18 protein-coding genes and 2 pseudogenes are annotated in these 24,178 nt (G+C 69.9%); 15 read left to right on the top strand and 5 right to left on the bottom strand.

Translation table 11 applies throughout. The features are described 5' to 3' along the window. Positions 1 to 43 precede the first annotated feature (43 nt). The 4 genes and pseudogenes from VS93_RS33205 to VS93_RS02625 all read left to right on the top strand — a co-directional run. Positions 44 to 1,902, top strand: a pseudogene (locus VS93_RS33205) (acyltransferase domain-containing protein); the annotation flags it as partial. Further along, complete coding sequence (locus VS93_RS33200; RefSeq protein ID WP_394298784.1) at positions 1,900 to 3,897, top strand: type I polyketide synthase; 1,998 nt, start codon at positions 1,900 to 1,902, stop codon at positions 3,895 to 3,897. The pseudogene VS93_RS33205 and the gene VS93_RS33200, both read left to right, overlap by 3 nt. Before the next feature lies 1 nt (position 3,898). Continuing rightward, a complete protein-coding gene (locus VS93_RS32810) occupies positions 3,899 to 6,730 on the top strand; it encodes a type I polyketide synthase (RefSeq protein WP_052745479.1) in 2,832 nt (943 codons plus the stop codon). A gap of 135 nt (positions 6,731 to 6,865) precedes the next feature. Further along, the gene (locus VS93_RS02625) at positions 6,866 to 7,300 is read left to right on the top strand and encodes a CBS domain-containing protein (RefSeq protein ID WP_046468415.1); all 435 of its coding nucleotides are present in this window, start codon (positions 6,866 to 6,868) and stop codon (positions 7,298 to 7,300) included. 136 nt (positions 7,301 to 7,436) lie between these two features. Here the strand turns inward: VS93_RS02625 and VS93_RS02620 are convergent, their stop codons facing one another. Next, positions 7,437 to 7,871 carry a MerR family transcriptional regulator gene (locus VS93_RS02620; protein WP_046468414.1) on the bottom strand — a complete coding sequence of 145 codons (435 nt, stop codon included), beginning with the start codon at positions 7,869 to 7,871 and terminating at the stop codon, positions 7,437 to 7,439. Positions 7,872 to 8,033: 162 nt separating this feature from the next. On the opposite strand from VS93_RS02620, the gene hrpA reads away from it, so the two are divergent. The 9 genes and pseudogenes from hrpA to VS93_RS02575 all read left to right on the top strand — a co-directional run bounded on the left by hrpA (position 8,034) and on the right by VS93_RS02575 (position 18,972). Beyond that, positions 8,034 to 11,984, top strand: coding sequence for an ATP-dependent RNA helicase HrpA (gene hrpA / locus VS93_RS02615; RefSeq protein ID WP_046468413.1), 3,951 nt, complete (start codon positions 8,034 to 8,036; stop codon positions 11,982 to 11,984). Positions 11,985 to 12,371: 387 nt separating this feature from the next. Next, a complete protein-coding gene (locus tag VS93_RS27555; RefSeq protein ID WP_162231628.1) occupies positions 12,372 to 13,946 on the top strand; it encodes a sensor histidine kinase in 1,575 nt (524 codons plus the stop codon). Positions 13,947 to 14,003: 57 nt separating this feature from the next. Further along, positions 14,004 to 14,428, top strand: a pseudogene (locus VS93_RS02605) (roadblock/LC7 domain-containing protein). Positions 14,429 to 14,498: 70 nt separating this feature from the next. Next, the gene (locus VS93_RS02600) at positions 14,499 to 14,858 is read left to right on the top strand and encodes a DUF742 domain-containing protein (RefSeq protein WP_082126565.1); all 360 of its coding nucleotides are present in this window, start codon (positions 14,499 to 14,501) and stop codon (positions 14,856 to 14,858) included. Beyond that, on the top strand, positions 14,833 to 15,438 hold the full coding sequence (locus tag VS93_RS02595; RefSeq protein ID WP_394298782.1) for a GTP-binding protein: 606 nt from the start codon (positions 14,833 to 14,835) through the stop codon (positions 15,436 to 15,438). Before VS93_RS02600 ends, VS93_RS02595 begins: the two co-directional genes overlap by 26 nt. A gap of 334 nt (positions 15,439 to 15,772) precedes the next feature. Then, positions 15,773 to 16,840 carry a lactonase family protein gene (locus VS93_RS02590; protein ID WP_046468411.1) on the top strand — a complete coding sequence of 356 codons (1,068 nt, stop codon included), beginning with the start codon at positions 15,773 to 15,775 and terminating at the stop codon, positions 16,838 to 16,840. A 140-nt stretch (positions 16,841 to 16,980) separates the two neighbouring features. Beyond that, the gene (locus tag VS93_RS02585; RefSeq protein WP_173434240.1) at positions 16,981 to 17,586 is read left to right on the top strand and encodes a biotin transporter BioY; all 606 of its coding nucleotides are present in this window, start codon (positions 16,981 to 16,983) and stop codon (positions 17,584 to 17,586) included. A gap of 52 nt (positions 17,587 to 17,638) precedes the next feature. Further along, positions 17,639 to 18,376 carry an energy-coupling factor ABC transporter ATP-binding protein gene (locus VS93_RS02580; protein ID WP_046468410.1) on the top strand — a complete coding sequence of 246 codons (738 nt, stop codon included), beginning with the start codon at positions 17,639 to 17,641 and terminating at the stop codon, positions 18,374 to 18,376. Next, positions 18,373 to 18,972 (top strand): energy-coupling factor transporter transmembrane component T family protein, encoded by a 600-nt coding sequence (locus VS93_RS02575; protein ID WP_046468409.1) that lies wholly within the window; start codon positions 18,373 to 18,375, stop codon positions 18,970 to 18,972. Before VS93_RS02580 ends, VS93_RS02575 begins: the two co-directional genes overlap by 4 nt. On the opposite strand, the gene VS93_RS02570 is transcribed toward VS93_RS02575, so the two are convergent. Then, positions 18,969 to 20,297: a Gfo/Idh/MocA family protein gene (locus tag VS93_RS02570; RefSeq protein ID WP_046468408.1), complete on the bottom strand. Its 1,329-nt coding sequence runs from the start codon at positions 20,295 to 20,297 to the stop codon at positions 18,969 to 18,971. The genes VS93_RS02575 and VS93_RS02570 overlap by 4 nt on opposite strands. 307 nt (positions 20,298 to 20,604) lie before the next feature. Between VS93_RS02570 and VS93_RS02565 the strand changes: the two genes are divergently transcribed. Together VS93_RS02565 and VS93_RS02560 are read left to right on the top strand one after the other, a co-directional pair. Next, positions 20,605 to 21,552, top strand: a complete 948-nt coding sequence (locus tag VS93_RS02565) for a serine hydrolase (RefSeq protein WP_052745477.1) — start codon at positions 20,605 to 20,607, stop codon at positions 21,550 to 21,552. A gap of 99 nt (positions 21,553 to 21,651) precedes the next feature. Next, entirely contained in the window at positions 21,652 to 22,662 is a 1,011-nt protein-coding gene (locus VS93_RS02560) for a threonine aldolase family protein (protein WP_046468407.1), read from the top strand. A gap of 89 nt (positions 22,663 to 22,751) precedes the next feature. Here VS93_RS02560 and fabG read toward each other — a convergent pair whose 3' ends face one another. From fabG to VS93_RS30905, 3 genes are all read right to left on the bottom strand, one after another. Further along, the gene (fabG, locus tag VS93_RS02555; RefSeq protein WP_046468406.1) at positions 22,752 to 23,510 is read right to left on the bottom strand and encodes a 3-oxoacyl-ACP reductase FabG; all 759 of its coding nucleotides are present in this window, start codon (positions 23,508 to 23,510) and stop codon (positions 22,752 to 22,754) included. Positions 23,511 to 23,639: 129 nt separating this feature from the next. Then, a complete protein-coding gene (locus VS93_RS30910) occupies positions 23,640 to 23,849 on the bottom strand; it encodes a hypothetical protein (RefSeq protein WP_236700302.1) in 210 nt (69 codons plus the stop codon). Between the two features lie 46 nt (positions 23,850 to 23,895). Continuing rightward, the gene (locus VS93_RS30905) at positions 23,896 to 24,177 is read right to left on the bottom strand and encodes a pyridoxamine 5'-phosphate oxidase family protein (RefSeq protein ID WP_236700301.1); all 282 of its coding nucleotides are present in this window, start codon (positions 24,175 to 24,177) and stop codon (positions 23,896 to 23,898) included. Position 24,178: the final 1 nt, after the last annotated feature.

The raw sequence follows: 24,178 nt of genomic DNA, 5'->3' as shown, positions 1-24,178 counted from the left end.
CGTCGTCTTCGTGTTCCCCGGACAGGGGACCCAGTGGCCGGGGATGGCGCGGGAGCTGCTGGAGACCTCGCCGGTGTTCGCGGAGCGGATGGCGGCGTGCTCCGAGGCGCTGGACCCGTTCGTCGACTGGTCGCTGCTTGACGTGGTGCGGGGTGAGCCGGGCGCTCCCTCGTTGGAACGGGCGGAGGTCGTGCAGCCGGTGCTGTGGGCCGTTATGGTCTCGCTGGCCGAGGTGTGGCGTTCGATGGGGGTGGAGCCGGCGGCGGTGGTCGGCCATTCGCAGGGGGAGATCGCGGCGGCGTGCGTGGCGGGGGTGTTGTCCCTGCGGGACGGGGCGACGATCGCGGCGTTGCGCTCCCAGGCGGTGGCCGCCCTTGCCGGAAGCGGCGGGATGGCGTCCATCGCACTCCCGGCGCAGCGGGTTCAGCAGCGTCTGGCGCAGTGGGACGGGCGCGTCCACCTCGCCACTGTTAACAGTCCCGTGTCGACCGTGGCGGCGGGCGAGCCCGACGCGCTGCGTGACCTGGTGGCCGAGTACGAGCCGAGGGGGTCCGGGCTCGGGTGATCGATGTCGACTACGCCTCGCACACGCCGCACGTCGAGGCGATCCGGGAACGGGTTCTGGAGCAGCTGGCGGGGATCGCCCCAGGGGAACCGGAGGTCCCGTTCTACTCCAGTCTCACGGGCGGGGTGCTGGAGGGCGAGCCGCTGGACGCCGGGTACTGGTACCGGGGTCTGCGGCACACGGTGCGGTTCGAGTCGGCGGTTCGGGCCCTGAGCGATGCCGGCCACGAGCTCTTCATTGAGGTGGGGCCGCATCCGGTGCTGGTGGGCGGGATCACCGAGACCCTGGAGGACGCCGGTGCCGCCGGTACGGCGGTGGGGACGCTGCGCCGTGACGAGGGCGGCCAGGAGCGGTTGCTGAGATCGGCCGCTGAGGCGTTCGTGCAGGGCGCCCCGGTCGATTGGGGACGCCTTTTCCAGGGGAGCGGGGCCCGGCGCGTGGATCTGCCGACCTACCCGTTCCAGCGCCGGCGCTACTGGCTCAATGCGCCTAAGGGGGCCGGTGACGCGCGCACCCTCGGCCTGGCCCCTGCCGAGCATCCGCTGCTGGGCACCGCATCCGAGGTGGCCGACGGCGGTGGTGCGCTGCTGACCGGCCGATTGTCGCTGCAGACGCATCCGTGGCTGGCCGACCACGCCGTCGCCGGCACCGTCCTCCTGCCCGGCACCGCGTTCGCCGAACTCGCCATCCGGGCAGGCGACGAAGTGGGATGCGCCAAAGTGGACGAGCTCGTCGTCGAGTCGCCGCTGATTCTTCCGGAACAAGGCGGCGTCCAACTCCAGTTGGTCGTGCGGCCACCGGACGGGTCCGGCCGGTGCGCCTTCAGCGTGCATTCCCGAGGGGAGGACGCGACCGGGGACCGGTGGCAGCGGCACGCCATCGGTGTGCTCAGCGGCACCGGTCAGACACCTCCGCACGACACCCTGCTCCCGTGGCCGCCCGCGGGCACGCTGCCGGTCGACCTCGACAGCGGCTACGAGCGGCTCGCCGGAATGGGCTACGCCTACGGACCCGCGTTCCGCGGGCTTCGATCCGCGTGGCAGCGGGGCGAGGACGTCTATGCCGAGCTCGCCCTGCCCCCGGAACTACAGGACGAGGCCCCCTCGTTCGGTCTGCATCCGGCGCTGCTGGACGCGGCGCTCCACGCGCTCCGACTCGCTCAGGCCTCCACTGACGAGCCGATCCAGCTTCCCTTCGCCTGGAGCGGTGTCTCCCTGCACGCCACCGGCGCCCTCGCCGCGCGCGTGCGCATATCCGCGACCGGGCAGAACAGCGCGTCCCTGCTCGTCACCGATCCCGCGGGCGCGCCTGTGGCGTCGGTCGACAGGCTGGTGATGCAGCCGGTGGCGGTCGAGAAGATCGGCGCCGTTCGCTCTCGCGCGCGGGGTTCGCTCTTCGCGCTGGACTGGGTGCCGGTCCCGCGGCCGCAATCGGAGCCGGCACGCGGCCAATGGGCTTCACTGGGGACGGAGAGCGCGGGGATGGGCGCTGGAGACGCCTATCCCGACATGGCCGCCCTGGGCAAAGCGATCGATGCGGGCGCTCCCGTCCCCGACGCGGTGTTCGCGCCGTGCCCGGTGGTCGGCGCCGCCAAGGACGCGCAGGCGGTACGTTCGGCCACGCTGCAAACGCTGAACACCCTCCAGGCGTGGCTGGCCGACGAGCGTTTCACCGCGTCGCGGTTGGTGCTGGTCACCCGGGGAGCCGTCGCGGTGCGGCCCGGTGACGAAGTCCACGGGCTGGCGCAGGCTCCCATCTGGGGCCTGGTGCGCTCCGCCCAGTCGGAGGAGCCCGGGCGGTCGGTCCTGCTCGATCTCGACGATGTGGGGCCGGAAGTCGTCTCCGAGCACGATGCGGCGCTGCTGGAGCAGGCACTGGCGGCGGACGAACCGCAGCTCGCCCTGCGCGACGGAGACATCTACGCCCCCCGTCTGAGCAGGATCGGTGCGCGAACGGCCGCTGAGCCGCCGGAAGGCGCCGGCGCTGCGGGGACGCCCCTGGACCCCCACGGCACCGTCCTCGTCACCGGCGGAACCGGGACTCTGGGGGGCCTTGTAGCCCGGCACCTGGTGACCGCGTATGGGGTCCGGAACCTTCTCCTGATCAGCCGGAAGGGCGACGCCGCCGAAGGGGTAGCGGAGCTGCGGGCCGGGTTGACGGAACTGGGGGCCCGGGTGTCTGTTCAGGCGTGCGATGCCGCCGACCGCGACGCACTCGCCGCGCTCCTGGCGTCGATCCCCGACGAGCACCCACTGACAGCCGTGGTGCACGCGGCGGGAGTGCTGGACGACACCACGATCGCCTCCCTGAGCGCGGACCAGACCGATCGAGTGCTGCGCCCCAAGATCGACGCGGCACTCAACCTGCACGAGTTGACCGCCGACCGGCCGCTGGCGGCCTTCGTCCTCTTCTCCTCCGCCATGGGCACGATCGGCGGCCCGGGACAGGGCAACTACGCGGCGGCCAACACCTTCCTGGACGCGCTCGCCCACCACCGGATCTCCCGCGGTCTGCCCGCCACATCACTGGCCTGGGGGCTCTGGGAGCAGGCCAGCGGTATGACCGGCCACCTCGGTGATACGGGCGTGGCCCGCATGCGACGGTCCGGGCTCGTCCCCATGTCCTCCGCGCACGCCTTGGCGCTGTTCGACGCGGCCTACGACCTCGGCCGCCCGTACGTGGTCACAGCGCACCTGGACACACAGGCGCCCCCGACCCAGGACGGGCCGCCTCCCTCCGTACTGCGGGACTTGGTGCCCGGCCCGGCCCGCCCTGTCGCGAATTCCGCGCCGACCGAAGCCCCCGACCTGGCCCGGCAGCTCTCGGGCATGACCGGGGCGGAACGGGACCGCGCCCTACTCGACCTGATCCGTGCGCACGCCGCCCAGGTCCTGGGGCACGACACTCCCGACGCGGTCTCACCCGGCCGCCCATTCACCGAGCTCGGGTTCGACTCGCTCACCGCTGTCGAGTTCCGCAACCGGCTCGGCGCGGCGACCGGGCTGCGGCTGCCGGCGACGCTCCTCTTCGATTGCCCAACCCCTGGGGAGGTCGTTCGGGAGTTGCACGGGCGGTTGGCTCCCGAGCCCGCTGCCACGGCCGAAGACGGCGATGAGAAGGACGAAGCACATAGGGCGGTGGAGTCGATCCCGCTGAGCAGGCTCCGCGACTCCGGCCTGTTGGACGCGCTGCTGGATCTCGCCCGCGGCGACAGCGGGGCGGCGGGAGCGGATCCCGGTACTGCGGCCGACTCGATCGACGCCATGAAGGTCGACGATCTTGTCGGCTTGGCATTGGGCGACGACGCCCACGGAGAGGGCGGTGAACTCTGAGATGACGACCGAAAACGACAGACTCGTCGCGGCGCTGCGTTCCTCCCTGAAGGAGAACGAACGCCTGCGGGAGCAGAACCAGCGGCTCGTGGAACGGGCCGCAGAGCCCATCGCGATCGTGGGGATGGGATGCCGGTTCCCGGGCGGGGTGGAATCTGCGGAACAGCTGTGGGACCTGGTCGCGCAAGGAACCGACGCCGTCTCCGAATTCCCGGCCGACCGGGACTGGGACCTGGACCAACTGTTCGCCGACGACCCGGACCAGCCCGGTACGAGCTACGCCCGCGAAGGCGGCTTCCTCTACGACGCCGGCCACTTCGACGCCGGGTTCTTCGATATTTCGCCGCGTGAGGCGCTGGCCACCGATCCGCAGCAGCGGGTACTGCTGGAGGTCGCGTGGGAAGCGCTGGAACGGTCCCGCATCGACCCGGCATCGGTACGGGGAAGCCGCACCGGTGTCTATATCGGCGCGATGGCCCAGGACTACGGCTCACGGGTCCACGAGGCGATGGAGGGCTTCGAGGGCTACCTGGTCACGGGGGACGCCGAAAGCGTCATCTCCGGCCGGGTCGCCTACACCCTCGGCCTGGAAGGGCCGGCGGTCACCGTTGACACCGCCTGCTCCTCCTCACTGGTGGCACTGCACCTCGCCTGCCAGGCGCTGCGACAGCAGGAATGCGCGATGGCGCTCGCGGGAGGCGTCACCGTGATGTCCGGCCCCGAGGTGTTCGTCAAGTTCTCCCGGCAGCGCGGCCTGGCGGCGGACGGCCGCTGCAAGTCCTTCGCCGCCGAGGCCGACGGCACCGGCTGGGCCGAAGGGGCGGGCGTGCTCCTTCTCGAACGACTCTGCGACGCCCAGCGCAACGGGCACCAGATCCTGGGCCTGATCCGCGGCAGTGCCGTCAACCAGGACGGCGCCTCGAACGGGCTGAGCGCTCCCAACGGCCCGTCCCAGGAGCGGGTCATCCGTCAGGCCCTGGCCGCCGCCGAATTGACTCCTGCGGACATCGACGCCGTTGAAGCCCACGCGACCGGCACCCCGTTGGGCGATCCCATCGAGGTCCAGGCGCTCATGGCGGTCTACGGCCCGGACCGGCCCGACGACCGTCCGCTGTGGCTGGGCACACTGAAGTCCAACATCGGCCATGCTCAGGCCGCCGCCGGGGTCGGCGGGGTCATCAAGACGGTCATGGCACTCCGGCACCGGACCCTGCCCAAGACCCTGCACGCCGACCGGCCGTCGCCCTACGTCGACTGGTCCGAGGGAACGGTACGGCCGCTGACCGAGACCAACCCCTGGCCGCAGACGGAGCGCGCCCGCCGGGCCGCGGTATCCGCGTTCGGGATCAGCGGGACCAACGCCCATCTCGTCCTGGAGGAGGCGCCGCCGCGAGACGAGGCCGGCAGTGGTGTTCCGGCGCCGAGCGCGGGCGTCGCGCCGGAGCTGCCGTGGCTGGTCTCCGGGCGCAGTGAAGCGGCCCTTCGCGCCCAGGCGCGGCGCCTGTACGCACGCGTGCGGGAAGATCCCGACGCCGGCATCGCTGATGTGGGGTTCTCCCTGGCCGCTACCCGTACCCACTTCGAGCACCGCGCCGCCGTCATCGCCGGTGGACGCGAACAGCTACTCGAAGGGCTGCGGGCGCTCGGCGAGGGAGAACCGGCGCCGAACACAGTGCAGGGCCTCGTTCCCAGCGACCCGGGAGGCGCCGCCTTCCTTTTCACCGGCCAGGGGAGTCAGCACCCGGGGATGGGCCGCGAGCTCTACAAGGCGTTTCCGGTATTCGCGGAGGCACTCGATGAAATCTGCGCCTACTTTGACGGTCTGCTGGAGCGCCCACTGCGCGAGGTGATGTTCGCGCCGGAAGGATCGCAGGACGCGGTCCTGCTGGACCGGACCGGGTTCACCCAACCGGCGCTGTTCGCCGTCGGGGTCGCCCTGTACCGGACGCTGGAACAGTGGGGGATCGCTCCCGCGTACCTCATGGGTCACTCCATCGGCGAGCTCGCCGCCGCGCACGTCGCCGGGATCCTCTCCCTCCAAGACGCGTGCGCCCTGGTCGCGGCCCGGGGACGCCTTGTGGAGGCGTTGCCGCCCGGTGGCGCGATGGTCGCTCTCCAGGCCACCGAGGACGCCGTCCGGGAATCCCTGGCCGGGCGTACGGACGGTGTCGCGGTCGCCGCTGTCGACGGGCCGACAGCGACCGTCATCTCCGGCGACAACGACCCCGTGGTCGAGGTCGCCCGCGAATGGGAGGAACGCGGAACGAAGACCGCCCGGCTTCGGGTCGGCCACGCCTTCCACTCGCACCGGATGGAGCCGGTGCTCGACGACTTCCACCGCGTCGCCCGCGGCCTGTCGTTCCGGCCCCCGAGCATCCCGGTCGTCTCCAACCGCACCGGTCGGATCCTCACCGCCGAAGAGGCCACCGACCCTTCCCACTGGGTTCGGCATCTCCGCGAAACCGTCCGCTTCGGCGACGGCCTGAGCCGGCTCCGGGACAAAGGGGTCGGTGCCTTTCTCGAACTCGGCCCGCACGCCGTGCCTGTGCCGGTGGGCGTGGAACGCCGACCAGCAGGAGGCGGCGCCGGTACCGCTACCGATGCGGCTCCGGCGGAGGTCATCCCGCTCCTTCACGGCGATCACCCGGAACCGCGGTCCCTGATCACCGCTCTGGCCCTGGCCCACACCCATGGTGTCGCCGTCGACTGGGCCACCCTGTTTCCCGGAGCCCGGCCGGTCGACCTGCCCACCTACCCGTTCCAGCGGCGGCGTTACTGGCTGGCCGACCGGCCGGCGACCGCCCGGTCGGCTGGTGCGCCGCATCTTCTCTGACATGGGGCGACGTGGACGGACAACAGTCATATATGTGCCGCGCGGATTGTGGGTAGAGGACTCACCATCAGGCCCTGCCGCCGCGGACGGCAGTGAACGGGAACGGCAGGGCGGACACTCAAGGGGGGAGTCCACATGACCAGTGCGGCGCAGATCATGCACAAGGGCGCCGAGTGCGCCGACGAGAACGAGACCGTGAACCAGGCCGCGCGCAGGATGCGCGATCTTGGAGTAGGTGCCCTGCCCATCTGCGGGGAGGACAGGAGGCTGCACGGGATCCTCACTGACCGCGACATCGTGATCAAGTGCCTGGCCGAGGACAAGGACCCGGCGCAGTGCCGCGTCTCCGAGATGGCGGCCGGCAAACCGTTCTATGTCGACGCGGACGCCGACATCGAAGACGTGCTCCGGCAGATGAAGCAGCATAGGATCAAGCGCCTGCCGGTGATCCGGGAGCACCAGTTGGTAGGCATGATCAGCGAGGCCGATCTCGCGCAGCACCTGCCCGAGGACAAGCTGGGCGAGTTCATCGAGACCATAAAGTCCGGGCCCGCGGACCGCGTGTCCTGACGACCGGGGTGTTCCCGGCGCCGCCCGGATCCGGTCCGGGCGGCGGCCCCGGGAACACGGGTTCAGCGGAGTCAGCAGCAGTCACAGCGGTCGCAGCACTCGCAGCCGGGGTCGGAGCAGCAAGGACACATGACGGTCACCTCCCTCCGGTGTCTGCGCGGTCGGGCGGGCACCAGGTTTCGGAGATGGGAGCCGGACAGTCCGGGCCGAGCTGCTCCAACGTGGTCACCAGCTCCGCGCGCAGCGCGGACAGCCGCTCGACCTCAGTGTCGATCTCGGCGATACGCCGGCGTAGCAGCCCTTCGGCCGGTTCGCACGGGCACACCCCGGTGTCGCGCAGGACCAGCAGCTCCCGGATCTCGGCCAGCCGCAGCCCCAACCGCTGCGTCCCGCGGATGAACCGCAGCCGTTCCACCGCGGCCTCGCCGTAGCGGCGGTGGTCCCCGGACGTACGGGCGGGGGCGGGCAGCAACCCCGTCCGCTCGTAGTACCGGACCGTGTCAGGGCCAACCCCTGCCCGGGCGGCGACCTGGGCGACGGTGTAGGTCTCGGCGACCTGACCAGTCTGCATGAATTCAGGTTAGAAGTCGGAGTGGGGTCCGGGTTCAAGTCTTCCGCGCCGGGAATTTCCGCGGATCCGCATCCGCTTCCTTACTAGCTGGGGCCGCCGGCGCGGACGCCGGGCCCGATGCGCGGGAAAACCCCTTGCCCGCACTCTTATCCTTTGCACTGTATGGAAACGTCGCCGGTGAAATCCCCACTCTCCGAACTCCGCGCACGACTGCCCGAGCTGATGCCGGCCGACCGGCACCGGCTGCGCCGCCGTGTCGACGGGCTGCAGAAGGTGCGCGGCGAGCGCAAGCGGGCGGCCGTCATCGCCGAGATCACCTCCGACATCGAGCGGGCCGAACAGCGTGTCAAGCAGCGGCGCGCGGCCGTGCCGGCGGAGATCCGCTACCCCGAGGCGCTGCCGGTCAGCCAGCGGAAGGACGACATCGCCGAGGCGATCCGCGACCACCAGGTCGTGATCGTCGCCGGCGAGACCGGGTCCGGTAAGACCACCCAGCTGCCCAAGGTCTGCATGGAGCTGGGGCGGGGTGTCCTGGGCACCATCGGCCACACCCAGCCGCGCCGACTCGCCGCGCGCACCGTGGCCGAACGCATAGCCGAGGAGCTGTCGTCGCCGCTCGGCGAGACCGTGGGGTACAAGGTCCGTTTCACCGACCGCTCCGGCGACGACACCCTCGTCAAACTCATGACCGACGGCATTCTGCTGGCGGAGGTCCAGAACGACCGGATGCTGCGCGGGTACGACACGCTGATCATCGACGAGGCGCACGAGCGCAGCCTGAACATCGACTTCCTGCTCGGCTACATCAAGCAGCTGCTGCCGCGCCGCCCGGACCTGAAGGTGATCATCACGTCGGCCACCATCGACCCCGAGCGCTTCTCCCGGCACTTCGGCGATGCTCCGGTCGTGGAGGTCTCCGGGCGCACCTATCCGGTCGAGGTCCGCTACCGGCCGATCGCCGACGAGGACGAGGAGCCGGATCGCGATCAGACGCAGGCGATCTGCGACGCGGTCGACGAGCTCCAGGGCGAGGGGCCCGGCGACGTCCTGGTCTTCCTGAGCGGGGAGCGGGAGATCCGCGACACCGCCGACGCCCTGGAGAGGCGGCGGCTCCGGGACACCGAGATCCTCCCCCTGTTCGCCCGGCTCTCCTCCGCCGAACAGCACCGCGTGTTCGCCCCGCACCAGGGGCGCCGGATCGTGCTGGCCACCAATGTCGCCGAGACCTCGCTGACCGTCCCGGGAATCAGGTACGTGATCGATCCGGGAACGGCCCGCATCTCCCGCTACAGCCACCGCACCAAGGTCCAGCGGTTGCCGATCGAGGCCGTCTCCCAGGCGTCGGCCAACCAGCGCAAGGGCCGGTGCGGGCGCGTGGCCGAGGGCATCTGCATCCGGCTGTACTCGGAGGAGGACTTCCTCTCCCGGCCGGAGTTCACCGACCCCGAGATCCTGCGGACCAACCTCGCCTCCGTCATCCTGCAGATGGCGTCGCTGGGACTCGGCGACATCGCCCGGTTCCCGTTCGTCGACGGTCCGGACCACCGCCAGATCAAAGACGGCGTCCAACTGCTGCAGGAGCTCGGCGCGCTCGATCCGGCCGGGAAGGAAACCGGTCGGAGCCTTACTCCGCTCGGCCGGAAACTGGCGCAGCTGCCGATCGACCCGCGGCTGGCGCGCATGGTGCTGGAGGCCGAGGACAACGGGTGCGTCCGCGAGGTCATGATCATCGCCGCGGCACTGTCCATCCAGGACCCGCGGGAGCGGCCGGTGGACAAGCAGCAGGCGGCCACGGAGAAACACGCCCGCTTCGCGGACAAGAACTCCGACTTCCTGTCCTACCTGAACCTGTGGGAGTACCTGCAGGATCAGCAGAAGGCGCTGTCCGGCAACCAGTTCCGCCGGCTCTGCCGCTCGGAATTCCTCAACTACCTGCGCGTGCGCGAATGGCAGGACATCTACAGTCAGCTCAGGCAGGTGGTCAAGGGCATGGGGGCCACGCTCAACAGCGCCGCCCCCGATCCGAAGAACGTGCACATCTCCCTGCTGGCGGGCCTGCTTTCGCACATCGGGCTGAAGGACCCGGAGAAGCACGAGTACCTGGGCGGGCGCGGCGCCCGCTTCGCGATCTTCCCCGGCTCCTCACTGTTCAAGAAGCAGCCCCGGTACGTGATGGCGGCCGAACTGGTCGAGACGTCCCGGCTGTGGGGGCGCGTGGTCGCCCGCATCGAACCGGAGTGGGCCGAATCGCTGGCGCGGCACGTCGTCAAACGCACCTACAGCGAGCCCCACTGGGAGAAGAAGCGGGGCGCGGTCATGGCCTACGAGCGGGTCACGCTGTACGGGGTGCCGATCGTCGCCGGGCGGAAGGTGCCCTACGGCCGCATCGACCCGGAGACGTCCCGGGAGCTGTTCATCCGGCACGCCCTGGTGGAGGGGGACTGGGACACGCACCACGGGTTCTTCCACGAGAACCGCCGGCTGCTGGAGGAGGTCGAGGACCTGGAACATCGGGCGCGCCGCCGGGACATCCTGGTCGACGACGAGACGCTCTTCCAGTTCTACGACGACCGCGTCGGCACGGAGGTGGTCTCCGCCGCGCACTTCGACACGTGGTGGAAGAAGGCCCGCAGGAGCGAGCCCGACCTGCTCTCGTTCGAGAAGTCGATGCTGATCAACCAGGGCGCCGACGAGATCAGCGAGCAGGACTACCCGGATGTGTGGCGCCAAGGGGAGTTCACCTTCCCGCTGACCTACCAGTTCGAACCGGGGGCCGAGGCCGATGGCGTCACCGTGCACATCCCGCTCACCGTGCTCAACCAGGTCAGCGAGGACGGCTTCGACTGGCAGATCCCGGGACTGCGGGGGGAGCTCGTCACGGCGCTGATCCGCTCGCTGCCCAAACCCGTCCGGCGCAACTTCGTGCCGGTCCCCGATCATGCGAAGGCGGTCCTCGACCGGCTCACCCCGTACGAGGAACCGCTGCAGGACGCGCTGGCGAGGGAACTGTCCCGGATGAGCGGCGAGAGGGTGCCGTCCGACAGCTGGCGGCTGGACACGGTTCCCGGCCATCTACGGATCACCTTCCGGGCCGTCGACGCCGAGAACCGGAAGCTGGCCGAGGGCAAGTGCCTCGACGACCTGCGCGCGCAGCTCAAACCGCGGTTGCAGGAGGCGATCTCGGAGCAGGCCGCGGGCATCGAGAAGGAGGGGCTGACCGACTGGGATTTCGGCCCTCTGCAGCAGACCTTCGAACGCAGGTCGGCCGGTGCGACCGTGAAAGGGTACCCGGCCCTGGTCGACGAGGGCGACAGCGTCGCGATCCGGATCTTCGACACCGAGGACGAGCAGCGGACGTCGATGTGGGCGGGTGTGCGGCGGCTGCTCCTGCTGCGGATCCCGTCACCGGAACCGCTGGTCCGGCGCGGCCTCGACAACAGAAGCAAGCTCGCGCTCAGCCACAACCCGCACGGCGGTATCCCGGCGCTGATGGACGACTGCCTGCTGTGCAGCGTCGACGCGCTGATGGCCGAAGCGGGTGAGGACGGTGGCGGGCAGCGGGCAGGCGCGGCGCGAAGCGCCTCCGCGGTCGTCTGGGACGCCGAAGCGTTCGACAAGCTGCGGGAGTACGTCCGGGCCGAGCTCGCCGACACCCTCGCGGGCGTCGTGTCCGAAGTGACCCGGGTGCTCGCCAAGGCCCACGAGGTGCAGCGGAAGCTGAAGGGCACCACGAGCCTGGCGGTCCTGCCGTCGCTGAACGACATCCAGGGGCAGCTCGCCGGACTGGTTCACAAGGGGTTCGTGACCGAAGCGGGGCGCCACCGGCTTCCTGATCTGCACCGCTACCTCCGTGCGATCGAATACCGGGTGGCGAAGCTTCCGGAGAACCCGCGCCGGGACCAGGTGAACATGGCCAAGGTCGAGCAGATGCGTCAGACCTGGGAGAAGCTCGTGTCGTCGCTGGGGCCCGACCGCGCCGCGGCCCCCGACGTCGTCGAGATCCGCTGGATGCTGGAGGAGCTTCGCGTCAGCTACTTCGCGCAAGAGATCGGCACCGCCTACCCGGTTTCGGACAAGCGCATTCTCCGGGCCGTCGAGGCCGCACGGAGCTGAGTGACCGCAGGATCAGGGTCTCGGGCCCGGAATCCGGCCACCCGGATCCAAGGAGTGGTGTAAATCACATAAGGCGGGTGTGTGCCTTCTGCGGTGCGCGATCGTGGCCGGTCCGCGAGGTGATGGGGGAGAACGTCGTAATTGGCCCGTAAGAGGGCTGGAAATGCCTTCTGGGTTAAGGGTTCTGTGCTAGCGTGACCGCCGATTCGGCTGTTACTTGGCGGAATGGAAAGCGGCTCGCATACCAGCCGTTCGGAGTGATACGGACTCCGGATGGCCGGAGGGCGGAACATGACCCCTCGTATCCGTCGGGCCGTCGTGAAACACAGGTCAACCCACCGCCGGGTAACCGTCACTAGTCAATCCCTTGTATCGAGGAGATGTGCTGTGGCACATGCACCGTCGTCCGCTGATCACGGGGATCACCCCCTGGCCCCCATGATGCAAGCGGAGAATAGCGCCCCGGCCGCGCCTCGGGGTGGACGGTGGCGCCGGTTCCTGAACAGAATCGGGATCGGTAGGAAGCGCGTTCCCGGGCACTACGCAGCCGCACAGCCACCCGCCACCCCCATTGTCCCTCCGCCCTACGGGGCGTATCCGCCCTACGGCGGCCAGCAATGGGACTGGGAAGCAGCCCAGAGGTACTACCAGCAACAATACGGGGCATCGCAATGGTACGCGCACCCCCAGGGGTACGCCCCGCAGCAACCGGGCGGACAGCAGTACGCTCCCTACCAGACGGGGTGGCAGCAGTCGTTCGCTCCCCAACCGGCGGCGGCCCCGCCCACCGCGCCGCCGCAGGCCGCTCCTGAGCCACCGCCTGCGGCCCCTCAGCCGGAACCCGAGCCGGAGCCGCAGCCCGCTTCGAAATCCAACGGGCAGCAGCAGAAGCTGGTCACGGCCACGTTGGCCGGTCTGGCCATGCGCGATCTCACCCTCGTCGAATCCATGATCGAGATCGTCGAGGATATGGAGGACAGCAGCGAGGACCCCGAGATCCTCGGAAAGCTGTTCAAGATCGACAACCTCGCCACGCGAATGCGGCGCAACGGCGAGAACCTCCTGGTCCTCGCCGGCCAGGACACCGGCGATCCGTCCACCGAACCGGTTCCGCTCCTCGACGTCGCCCGCGCGGCGATCTCTGAGATCAGCGAGTACCAGCGGGTTCAGCTCGGTCGGCTACCGGAGCTGTTCGTCTCCGGCAACGCCGCTGATGACATCAGCCACCTGCTGGCCGAGCTCATGGACAACGCGACGGAGAAATCCCCCGACCACGCCCAAGTTGTGATCAGCGCCCAGGCGATGCCCGGTGGGCGGCTGCTGATCACCGTTGAGGACGAGGGGATCGGTATCCCCCCGGAGCAGTTGGAGTCCTTCAACGACCGGCTTCGCGGTGAACCGGTTCTCGACGAAGAGGTCATGCGGCACATGGGCCTCTACGTGGTCAGCCGGATCGCCCACCGGTACGGGGTCGAGGTGCAGCTCGAAGGGCGTGCGTTCCGCGGTGTGAGCGCACACGTCGTGCTGCCGGCCGAGCTCTACACCACGACCGGGCCCCGCCCGGCTTCCGAACCGAGCCGGCACCCGATGGCCGCGTCGTCCGCGCAGCCGGACAAGCAGTCGGCCTCGGCAGGCCAGCGGTCCGCGGCGACCGCTTCGCGGGCGCAGGGCTCCAGCCCGGAACAGCCTGCTCCTTCCCCCCGAGTGCAGGAGGACAGCAGCGCCATGGAGTCGTCGCAGTCGCCAGTGACCTCGGCTGGCCTGCCGCGCCGCAGTGCCCACAGGAACACAGCTCCCGTTCCGATGGCTCCTCCGGAGGAAGCGAACTCCAGCGAAGACGACACGGCTGCCGGCCAGTCCGAAGAACAGTCGGACAGCGGTGCCGACAGAGCCGAGCGCATTCGCGCTGACCTGGAGGGATTCATCGAAGGGCAACAGCAGGCGGCGAGTTCCGATGACTAGATCCGCAATGAACGGCCCACGCGTACCTGAACACACCGAACGAGAATCTGGACGGACATGGATAATCGCTTGAGTGAGAGCGCTGAGAACTTCGCCTGGCTCATCTCCAACTTCGTCTCCGAGGTACCAGGGGTCGAGCACGCGATCGTGGTCTCCTCCGACGGCCTGCTGCTCACCTCCTCGCGCGACTTCCCCGAGCAGCACGCCGAGCAGCTCGCGGCGATCGCCAGCGGACTGCAGAGCCTGGCGGAGGGAACCTCCAAGATGTTCGCCAAGGGGGAGACCGAGCAGCTGATCCTGCGGATGCAGAACGGCTACCTGTTCGTCATGTCCATCAGCGACGGCTCATCGCTGGCGGTGCTGACCTCAGGCGAAGCGACATGAAGATCGTCGCCTACCAGATGACGCTTCTCGTGGAGAGCGCGGGCCACGCGCTCACCCCGCAACTTCGGTCCCAGCTGCGCGAGGTCATGGCCCCGTGATGTCCCCCCAGCCTTACTCTGCCCCTCCACCACGGGGCGCGCATCGGAGCACGAAGAGGTTGCCACCGCTATGAGTTATCGCAGGAGAAAAGGCGCTCGGATCCGGCCGTACACCTTCACGGGCGGTCGGACCCGTTCGCGCCATCCGTTGATGGTGCAGACCCTGGTCTCGGTTGCGGACGCCGGTGCGACGCCCCCGACGAACCTTCTACCGGAGTCGCAGAACATCTATCGGATGTGCAGAGAGACGCGTTCGGTCGCCGAGATCGCCGCCGAACTGAAGATTCCGATGGGGGTGACCCAGGTACTGCTGAGCGACCTGGCCGATCAGGGTCACGTCTACATCCACCCCACCATCACCGGCCACAGTCCGTCAGAAAACCAAGTTCTGGAGAGGGCGCTCCGTGGACTCGAACGTCTCTTCCAATAATTCCCCCGGCTCCACGTCACTGGTCTCCACCAAGATCGTCATCGCCGGAGGTTTCGGCGCGGGCAAGACCACGCTCGTCAGTTCGGTCTCGGAGATCCCCCCGGTGTCGACCGAAGCCGTAATGACCGAGGCCAGCAGGGAGCACGACGACACAACGGTCACCCCGGACAAGGTGACCACGACCGTCGCCATGGACTTCGGGCGGCTCACCCTGGACCAAGAGCTGATCATGTACATGTTCGGCACACCGGGGCAGGCCCGCTTCTGGTTCATGTGGGACGACATCGTCCGGGGCGCGGTCGGGGCGGTCATCGTGGTGGACAGCCGCCGCCTGGCCGACAGTTTCGACGCGGTCGACTACTTCGAGAAGCACCAGACGATTCCCTACGTCGTGGCACTGAACAAGTTCGACGGTGAGCTCGGTTACACGATCGAGCAGGTCCGCGAGGCGCTGGAGATCGGTCCCGGGGTGCCGATCATCGACTTCGACGCCCGCGACCGCCGTTCCTCAGGCGGTGTCTTGACCTGCCTCCTGGAGTACGCACTCTCCCGCCCCAAGTCCGGCGAACTGGTCGGATGACGGGGGGAGGGCGCGGCCTTCCCGACCCCGACGGCGAGCGCCCGTCTCGCCGCACACGTGCGCCCCGCGAAGACAACGTCTCCGCGGGGCCTCTGTGCTGCCCGCAGGACACCGGCCGGCTCCGCACCGGTGCCGGGCCGGTTGCTTCCCGGACGGAACGGCGCGCACGCCGAGGAACCCGGGCCGGAATGTCGGCATCCCGGGGCGCGGGAGTGGCGTGTCCCGGCGCGCGGCGTGCCCCCTGGTACGTTCGGGCACTTGTGGGACCGGAAAGGGCGCGGTGCCGCCGCCCGCGGAGAGCGACCGCCTGGGCCCGTCCTGGCGAAGGGGGAGTATGACCGGGCTGCGGTTGCTGTGGATCGGGAGCTATACCTCCGGCTCCGAGCCGACCGGTGCGGGGGCGGGAATCTACCGGGTGTGGTTCGACCCGGGGACAGGGGAGCTCTCCGGCGGCGAAGTCGTAGCGGACACGGTCGGGCCGTCGTTCCTGGCGGCTCCCCTGGACGGCCGGCGGCTTTACGCGGTCAACGAGGCCCAGCGGGGCGGCGTGAGCGGATTCGCGGTCGACGCCGGCGGGAGACTGAGCGAACTCGGCTCGGCCCCGACCGGTGGCGGATCGCCGTGCCATCTGCTCGCGCACTCGTCCGGGCGGTACGTGGTCGTGGCGAACTACGCCGATGGCGGTGTCAGCGTGCACCCGGTCACGGTCGGCGGCGCGCCAGGGGAGCGGGAGACACTGCTGGCGCACAGCGGCAGCGGGCCGGATCGGAAGCGCCAGGAAGGGCCGCACGCCCACTGTGTCCGACCGGCTCCGGGCGGGCGGCACCTGCTGGTCGCTGATCTGGGCACCGACGAACTGCGCTGCTACGCCTTCGGTCCGGACGGTGTCCAGGCGGGCGCCGCCGTAGCGGCGCGGCTGCCTCCCGGTACCGGGCCGCGGCATCTGGCCGTCCACCCGAGCGGGCACATCTATGTCACCGGGGAACTCGACTCCCGGATCCACGTGCTCCGCTGGGATCCCGTGACAGCGACCGCGACGCCTGTGGCGGACACCGCGGCCACCACGGTGCGGGGGGAGCGGAACCATCCCGCGGAGATCACACTGTCCGCCGACGGCACCCGGCTCTATGTCTCCAACCGCGGGCCCGACACCATCGCGGTCTTCGAGGTCACCGAGAACGGCTCTGTTCTGCGCCACCTCGCCGAGACCCCGACGGGCGGGGGGACTCCGAGGCACTTCGCGCTACTGGAGGGCCGGGCCGGCGAGCGCGGCCATATCGTCGCCGCCAACCACGACTCGGACAGCCTCGCGGTACTGGAACTGCAGCCGGGAACCGGGATACCGGCCGATACGGGGCACCGCCTCATGATCCCCGCCCCGGCCTGCGTTCTGCCGGGCTGACCCCGCTGCGGCCCGCCGATCCCTACAACCCGCGCGGGGCGAACCCTGTCCCGTTCCCCACCCCTCCTGTGAACCGGGCATAGCCGACAATAGGTGGCGTACAGTCCGCTTTCGGGTGTCACGACGAGACAGGAAGAACCATGGCAAACGACCCCACGTCCAGTGTCCGGTACCGAGGGCTCACGGCCCGCGACGCGGCGCTCATCGCGGTGTTCGCGGCACTGCTCGCTGTACTGAGCATGCCGTTCTCGATTCCGGTCGGGCCGGTTCCCATCACGTTGCAGACGCTCGGTGTGATGCTCGCGTCCAGCCTCCTCGGGGCGAAGCGCGGGACGCTCGCCGTCCTCACCTTCCTGGCCCTCACGCTGGCCGGGCTCCCGTTGCTGCCCGGCGGACGCGGCGGACTGGCGCCGTTTCTCGGTCCGACCGGCGGGTACCTGCTCGGTTGGGTGGTCGGGGCCTTGGTCATCGGCCTCCTCGCGCAGCGCATGATGCCCCGCTACCGCTTCTGGCCCGGTCTGGGGATCAACATCCTCGGCGGCATCGTCGTGGTCTACCTCGTCGGAGTGCCGTGGAGCGCCGTTGTGCTGGGCGACGAACTCCTCGCCGCGGTCGTCGGCGTTTACCTCTTCCTCCCGGGCGATCTGGCGAAGGCGGTCCTGGCCGCGGGGATCGCGGCGGCCGTGTACCGCGCGTACCCGATTCCGCCGGCCGGACGGCGGGTCGCCGAGGAAACGGCGGCGTAGACCGCTACAGCGTTCCGTGCCGTTCCGTACCGACCAGGGATGATCTCGCCTCATGCTGCAACTGGAGAATGTGACGCACGCCTATGACGGGCGAACGGTGCTCCATGACGTCTCCGCGGACCTGACCGAGCGCCGGATCGGGGTGATCGGTGCGAACGGATCCGGGAAGTCCACGCTCGCCAGGATGCTCAACGGGCTGCTCGTTCCCGACTCCGGGCGGGTGCTTCTGGACGGACGCGACACCCGCAGGTACGCGAAGGAGATCCGGCGGCGGGTCGGATTCGTCTTCGCCGACCCCGGCACCCAGATCATCATGCCGACGGTCGGGGAAGACGTCGAGATCGGGCTGCGCGGCAGTGGGCTGAGCCGCATCGAGATCGAGGAACGGGTGGAGCGTATCCTGCGGCGGCACGGCCTCGACGGACACCGGGACCACCCCGCGCACCTGCTTTCCGGCGGGCAGAAGCAGATGCTGGCGCTGGCCTCGGTCCTGGTCACCGAACCCGAGATCCTGGTCTGCGACGAACCGACGACCCTGCTCGACCTGCGCAACGTCACAATGATCCAGCGAACCCTCCGCACGCTTCCGCAGCAGATCGTTCTCCTCACGCATCACCTGGACACGCTGGGAGACTTCGACCGCGTGCTCGTCATGGACGAGGGGCGCATCGTCTTCGACGGTGTCCCCGACGTCGCCGTGGCCCACTACACGCAGCTCATGCGGCGCAGGCTGGACGATCCCCCGCGGGAGGAGCCTCCGGAGCCCGTCGGCGGGGAACCCGCGCCGTGAGCATGCTCGGCCTCTATGTCCCCGGCGACTCCGCGGTCTACCGGATCCCGGTGGGCGCGAAACTCCTCGGCCTGTTCGGTGCGGTGACGGCCGTCATCGTGGTCGGCCATCCGTGGACCGCGGCCGCGGCGGCGCTCGGCTGCGCGCTGCTCTACCCACTGTGCGGGCTACCGCCGCGGTACGCCTGGCGGACGCTCCGTCCGGTGCTCCCGTTCCTCGCGCTCATCGCGCTGTTCCAGGCGTTCACCGGCGACTGGCAGGTCGCGCTCCGGGTCTGCGCCCAACTCGCTGTCGCCGTGCTGCTGTCCGGTCTGGTCACGCTCACCACCCGGGTGAGTGAGATGCTGGCCCTGTTCGAGCGTCTCGCCCGCCCGTTGCGGTTCGTCGGTGTGCGGCCGGAACGCGTGGCCCTGGTCCTCGCCCTGACCGTCCGCGCCATCCCCATGGTCGCCTCGGCCTGGCGGGCCTCGCGCGAGGCCTACCTCGCCCGCGGGCTGCGGGGTCGTCCGCACCTGATGGTGGTGCCGGTGATCGTCGGCTTGGTCCGATCGGCCGAGGCCATGGGCGAGGCCATGACGGCCCGCGGCGTCGACTAGCCCGACCGGGCCGGGCCGTAGAGCGCCTCCGGCCAGGTCCCCGCCCACTCCTCCGCGTCCGCGGTCCAGGCGGGGGTGTCCAAGCGGATCACGCGTCCTTCGCGGCGGGCCTGTTCCGCGGCGAACACCAGCAGGTGGGAACGGAGCGTGTCCTCGCCGTCCGTGATGACCTTGGCGGGGTCCCGGGCCGCGACCGCGGGGAAGAAGGAGGCCAGGAGGTTGCCGTCGCCGCCCCCGTGCCCGGATCCGATCAGGCCGTCGTTGTGCTCGGCGACGTCCAGTGTCTCTGTGGAGTCGGTCAGGAAGTCATGGTGGGTGATCCGGGTCCCGTCGCAGTACAGCTCGCCGTGTGTGCCGTGGACGAAGGTCTCCCGGGGCCGCGCCCGGTTGAACGCCGACACGGTGAACGTCGCGGTCGCGCCCCCGGCGAACTCCAGTGAGACGACCTGGTGGTCCACCACGTCGTTGTCGGAGCGGTAGACGCAGCGGCCGTAGGGCCCTTCGCGCAGGGCCTCGGTCACGGTCCGCTGCGAGGGGACGGGGGTGAGGACCGTAAGCGGCCATCCGGTGACGCCGCGGTCCAGGAACCGCCCGTAGATCCGCGGGGCGGAGTAGGGACAACTGTGCTCGACCGGGCAGTCGAGGCAGCGGTCGGCCGCGCCTTCAGGCGCCTGCTCGGGGCGGAAGTGCCGCAGCGAACCGAACGACGACACCGCCACGGCCTCTCTGCCGACGATGTGCCGCAGCCAGTCGAGGTCGTGACACGACTTGGCCAGCAGCATCGGAGCGGAGTCCTCGGTCCGGCGCCAGTTGCCCCGCACGTAGGAGTGCGCGTAGTGCCAGAATCCGACGGGTTCGATGTGGTCGACGCTCACGACCTCCCCGATCCGACCGGAGTCGACGAGCGTCCGCAGGAGCCGGGTGTACGGCGCGTAGCGCAGCACGTGGCAGACCCCCAGCAGCACGTTGTTCCGCCGCGCGGCTGCCACGATGGCCGCGCACTCCTCCGGTGTCTGCGCGAGGGGCTTCTCGACGAGAAGGTGGTACCCCAGGTCGGCGAACGCGATGGCGGGCCGGAGATGCAGGTCGTCAAGCGTGCAGATCAGTGCGACGTCGGCCAGCCGGGGGTGTGCCGCGGCCTCCTCCCACCCGGAGAAGCGCCGCTCCGGCGGTAGGTGGTGGGTGTCGGCCAGCGGCTCGCGGTACTGCGCGCGAGGCTCGGCGACCGCGACCACTTCGGCGACATCGGGGTGGCGGCGGATCCAGTCGGCGTAGCGGCCGCCGCGCGCGCCCGCTCCCACGATGAGAACCCGAACCGGTGCCATGCGCCTCGCTCCCCTCGGAGTGTGCTTCCGGGTGTGCCTTCGGATCCGGGGAAAACCCGGGGCCCGCGCCTCCTGACGATTGTCCGTTAGGTGCGGCGTTTCCCGCGAGTCCCGGCCCTCTCCCTCCTCCGCCGTGCGGTGGGCGTACTACTCCAATGCCGCTTAATCGGACGAATCGGTATGTCGTATTAGAAAGCAGTGTTTGCCCTCTGTTACCGTTCCAGAACGGCCCGGTGTCCTCCCGCTCGCCGTGCCTCATCTTCCGCTTCCCCCCGGGCGTTCGAAGGTGAAGGGAGTGCGACACCGCATGAGCGAACTCGACGATCCCGGAGAAGACCAGCGGAACCCCGAGGCACCGCGGCCGCGGTGGCGGGTCGCCATCGATCTTGCCCTGCTGGCCGCCGCGTTCGCGGCGGTGCTCACCTTTGCCCTCCTTCCGCCCCTTGCCGGGGAGCAGGAGGAGCAGGCCGAAACACCACCGCCGCCCCAGCCCTCGGCCACCGACGACGAGGTCCGCCTGACCTCCGCGGAGGAGGAGCGCATCACTGGCGGCCTCGACGGGTACCTGGCCGACCGCGAAGGCCGGCTGGCCCTCTCGGTGCAGGAGCTGACCACCGGGATCACCTACGACTACCAGGCTGACCGGGAGTTCGTCACCGGAAGCCTGGTCAAGCTGGACATCCTGGCCCTGCTGCTTCTCCAGGCCGAGGACGAGGAGCGCGAGCTGACCCGGCAGGAGCGCGAGCTCGCCGGGCAGATGATCCGGTACAGCGACAACAACGTCGCCGACACCCTCTACGAGCTCATCGGTTTCGACACCGGCCTGACAGAGGGGAACGAGCGCATCGGGCTGCGGGACACCGAGCCCGGAGCCGGAGGCGTGTGGGGCGCGACCACCACCACGGCCGCCGACCAGCGGAACCTGCTGCGCAGCATATTCACCAACGACGGCCTGCTCTCGGAGGCCAGTCGCGGATACGCGCGCGAACTGCTCGACGAGGTCGCGCCGGAGCAGGCGTGGGGCGTCTCGGTCGCGGGCGACCCCGAAACGGCCGAACTCAAGAACGGCTGGGTCCCGCTGGAGAGCGACGGCGGCCGTTGGGCCATCAACAGCGCGGGCCGGGTCGCGGTCGGCGACCAGGAGTACCTGATCGCTGTGCTCTCCGACCACCACCTGGATTACGGGAGCGGGGTCGAGTGCGTGGAGCACGCCGTCACCGAGGTCATCGACGCCATCGAGAGGAAGCTGGACTGAAGGGCCCGCCGTTGCGGACGGCCGTCCGCGGTCGCGGGCGGACCAGGGTGGCTAAGCTGAACCCCGACGATCTCCCGCGTGGAAAGGGGAAACGGCGCCGTGATTGATCTGCGTTCCGACACCATCACCCGTCCTACGCCGGAGATGCGGCAGGCGATGGCCGATGCCGAGGTCGGCGACGACGTCTTCGGTGAGGATCCCACTGTCCGCCGGCTGGAGGAGGAGGTCGCGGCCCTGCTCGGCAAGGAAGCGGCGCTGTATGTGCCCTCCGGTCACATGGCCAACCAGATCGCGGTCTACGTCTCGGTCGACAGCGGCGAGGAGGTCTGGGCACACGAACTCGGGCACGTCGTGGCGAACGAGCAGGGCGGCCTCTCGGTTCTGTGCCGGGCGCTGCCCCGCACCTACAGTGCGCCGGAAGGGTACCCGCCCCAGGAACTACTGGAGCACTGGGCCGCCGGGATCGACGACGTCCACCGGGCCCGACCCGGCCTCGTCAGCCTGGAGAACACCTTCATCGGGCGGGTGGTCCCGATCGCCGCGCAGCGGCGTGTGGCCGACTTCGCGCACACGAACGGCATGCGCCTGCACCTGGACGGGGCGCGGCTGTGGAACGCGGCCGTCGCCCTGGGGGTGGCCCCGGCGCAGGTGGCTTCGGGGACGGACACCGTGTCGGTGTGCTTCTCCAAGGGGCTCGGCGCGCCGGTCGGTTCGGCCGTCGCCGGAGACGCCGGGACCATCCGCAGGGCCCGCCGCGCCCGCAAGCTGTTCGGCGGCGGTATGCGCCAGGCAGGGATCATCGCAGCCGGCGCCCTCCACGCCCTACACCACCACATCGACAGGCTGGCCGACGACCACGCCCGCGCCGAGCGGCTGGCCGACGGGATTTCCCGGGTCTCCGGGCTGAGTGCCGTCGCCCGCACCAACATGGTCCTGGTGACGACCCCCGAGGGGAGGGCCGCGCGCTACGCCGAGGCGTTCACCGGGCACGGTGTCGGCTGCTTCCCGATGGGCCCGCAGACCATCCGGCTTGTCACCCACCTGGAGATCACCGACGCCGATATCGACGAAGCCGTCGCAGGCATCGGCAAGGCCGCCTCGCTGCTCTGATCCCGCGGGCGCGCCGCCGGCCGCGGTACGCCCGAGGAACCGGGGCGGGATCCGAAGCGCGCCGGGGCGCCAGGATCCCGGAGCGGCCGCTAGTCCAGAGGACCGCCGGCGATGTAGATGACCTGGCCGGAGACGAACCCGGCCTCCTCACTGGTGAGGAAGGCGATGGTGGCGGCGACGTCCTCGGGCGTGCCGGCGCGGCGGACCGGGATGCTCTCCGCCGCGGCGTTCTTGAAGTCCTCGAACTCCATGCCGACGCGGGCGGCGGTGGCCTTGGTCATGTCCGTGGCGATGAACCCCGGTGCCACCGCGTTCGCCGTCACCCCGAATTTGCCGAGCTCGATGGCGAGTGTCTTGGTGAAGCCCTGCAGGCCCGCCTTGGCCGCCGAGTAGTTGGCCTGTCCCCGGTTGCCTTGTGCGGAGGCGCTGGAGAGGTTCACGATGCGCCCCCAGCCCTCGGAGGTCATGTGGGACTGGACGGCCCGGCTCATCAGGAAGGAGCCGCGCAGGTGCACGCCCATTACGGCGTCCCAGTCCTCCTCGGACATCTTGAACAGCAGGTTGTCGCGGATCACTCCCGCGTTGTTCACCAGGATCGCGGGCGCGCCGAGGCGTTCGGCCACCTGGTTGACGGTGGCCGTCACCTGGTCGGCGTCGCTGACGTCGGCTCCGAGCGCGATCGCGGTGCCGCCGGCGGCGGTGATCTCCTCGGCGGTGTGCTGCGCGTCCTCCTGCTTGAGGTCGATGACGGCGACCGAGTGGCCTTCGGCCGCCAGTCGCCGCGCGGTGGCCGCACCGATTCCCCGGGCTGCCCCGGTCACGATCGCGACACGCGGGGTCTCAGACATAGCTTTACCTCCAGATGGGTGGTCCGGGACACATGGCAGCGATCCTATCCACTTCATACCGACTAGGTGGTATGCGGGGTCGGCGTGTGGCCGCCAGAGAAGCGGACACGTAGGCGGTCGCGGCGGGACTCAGGCCGGGTCGAACGTCCACCGCGTCGGCGAGCCCTCGAAGTCGTCCAGGTCCAGTGCGATCACCCGGGACGGCCGCACGCGGACCGTGGAGTTCAGGCCGGGATCCAGGAACTCCATCGCGTAACTCGTCCGGTACTTGGCGTTGATCAGCGCGAGCAGGTACTCCAGCACCGTTTTCTCGGTGACGATCCCTGCCCGGCCCTCCACGACCACGGGCTGCTTGGTGTCGGCTGTGGAGACACTGATCCGCGGATCAAGTCGCAGGCTTGCGTGACCGGCGCCCGCTGCAGAACCAGAGCTCCTGGGCGTCCCACACGGCCCAGACCGGCATGGTGTGCGGGCGGCCGTCGGGCCAGACCGTGCACACCCAGTAGTCGTGCGAGGTCCGCAGCCGCTCCTCCGCCCAGGACCACGGCAGCAGGCCGCTCCCCTCATGGGGGCTCTGAATGCCGTAGCCGGGCATGAACGGGCGGCTGGCACGCGGTTCGGTCATGACGTCTCCCAGGTAGGTCGCCGTGCCGCCTGGCGTCAGCATC

The sequence above is a fragment of the Allosalinactinospora lopnorensis genome (genome assembly GCF_000981225.1).
GTDB classification, from domain to species: Bacteria; Actinomycetota; Actinomycetes; order Streptosporangiales; family Streptosporangiaceae; genus Allosalinactinospora; species Allosalinactinospora lopnorensis.
The sequence above is the reverse complement of the archived record's forward strand: the minus strand, read 5'-3'. Positions and strand labels throughout refer to the sequence as shown.